Source organism: Kocuria carniphila (assembly GCF_004136555.1).
Lineage (GTDB): Bacteria > Actinomycetota > Actinomycetes > Actinomycetales > Micrococcaceae > Kocuria > Kocuria carniphila.
Genome location: NZ_NOIT01000047.1, coordinates 1 through 931 on the forward strand (window position 1 = coordinate 1; position 931 = coordinate 931).

The 931-nt window shown below is 72.3% G+C and carries 1 protein-coding gene; it reads left to right on the top strand.

Translation table 11 applies throughout. The annotated features are described in order from the left end of the window. The coding region (locus tag EWV37_RS15430; protein WP_129702509.1) for an ISL3 family transposase at positions 1 to 931 on the top strand (931 nt) is incomplete at both ends.

A 931-nucleotide genomic window follows, 5' to 3' on the forward strand; every position in this document is an offset into this window, starting at 1 on the left:
CCTGGGCGGTGACGCAGCTGCGCTCCCACGACATCGCGGTCTCCGCCCTGGCGGACATGCTCGGAGTCGCCTGGAACACCGTCTGGCACGCCGTGGCCCCGGTCATCGAAGGCCAGCTGGCCGCGGAGGATCGGCTGGCCGGGGTGGACGCCCTCGGTGTCGACGAGCACGTGTGGCGCCACGTGGGTCCACCCGGCACCGGGCTGGTCACCGGGATCGTGGACCACTCCCGCGGCGAGGACGGCCGGCCCCGGGCGCGACTGCTGGACCTGGTCAAGGGGCGCACGGGGGCGGCCTACGGCGACTGGCTCTCCGAGCAGGGTCCGGGGTTCACGAGCGGGATCCGCACGGCGACGCTGGACCCGTTCCACGGCTACGCCAACGCCATCCGCGACGAACTCCCTGAGGCGATCACCGTCCTGGACGCCTTCCACGTGGTGAAACTCGGTGGGCAGGTCGTGGACGAGGTGCGTCGTCGGGTGCAGCAGGACACCTTGGGCCACCGGGGCCGGGCCGGGGACCCGCTCTACGGGATCCGCCGCACCTTGCAGATCGGCGCCGAGCACCTCACCGCCAAACAGATCACCCGGCTCAACACCAAGCTCGAGGCCGGGGACCCGCACCACGAGGTGACCCTGGCCTGGCACTGCTATCAGAAGCTGCGTGCGATCTACCACGCCCGCCCCGAGCACGGGCGCCGGCTGGTCGCCGAGATCCTTGCCGCCTTCCCGTCCTGCCCGATCCCGGAGATCGCCCGGCTCGGGCGGACCCTGCGCCGGTGGAAGGCCGCGATCCTGGCCTACTTCGACACCGCCGGGGCCTCCAACGGGCCCACCGAGGCCGTGAACGGGGTGATCGAGACGATGCGCCGAGTCGCCCGCGGCTTCCGGAACTTCGACAACTACCGCCTACGCGCCCTGCTCGCCGCCGG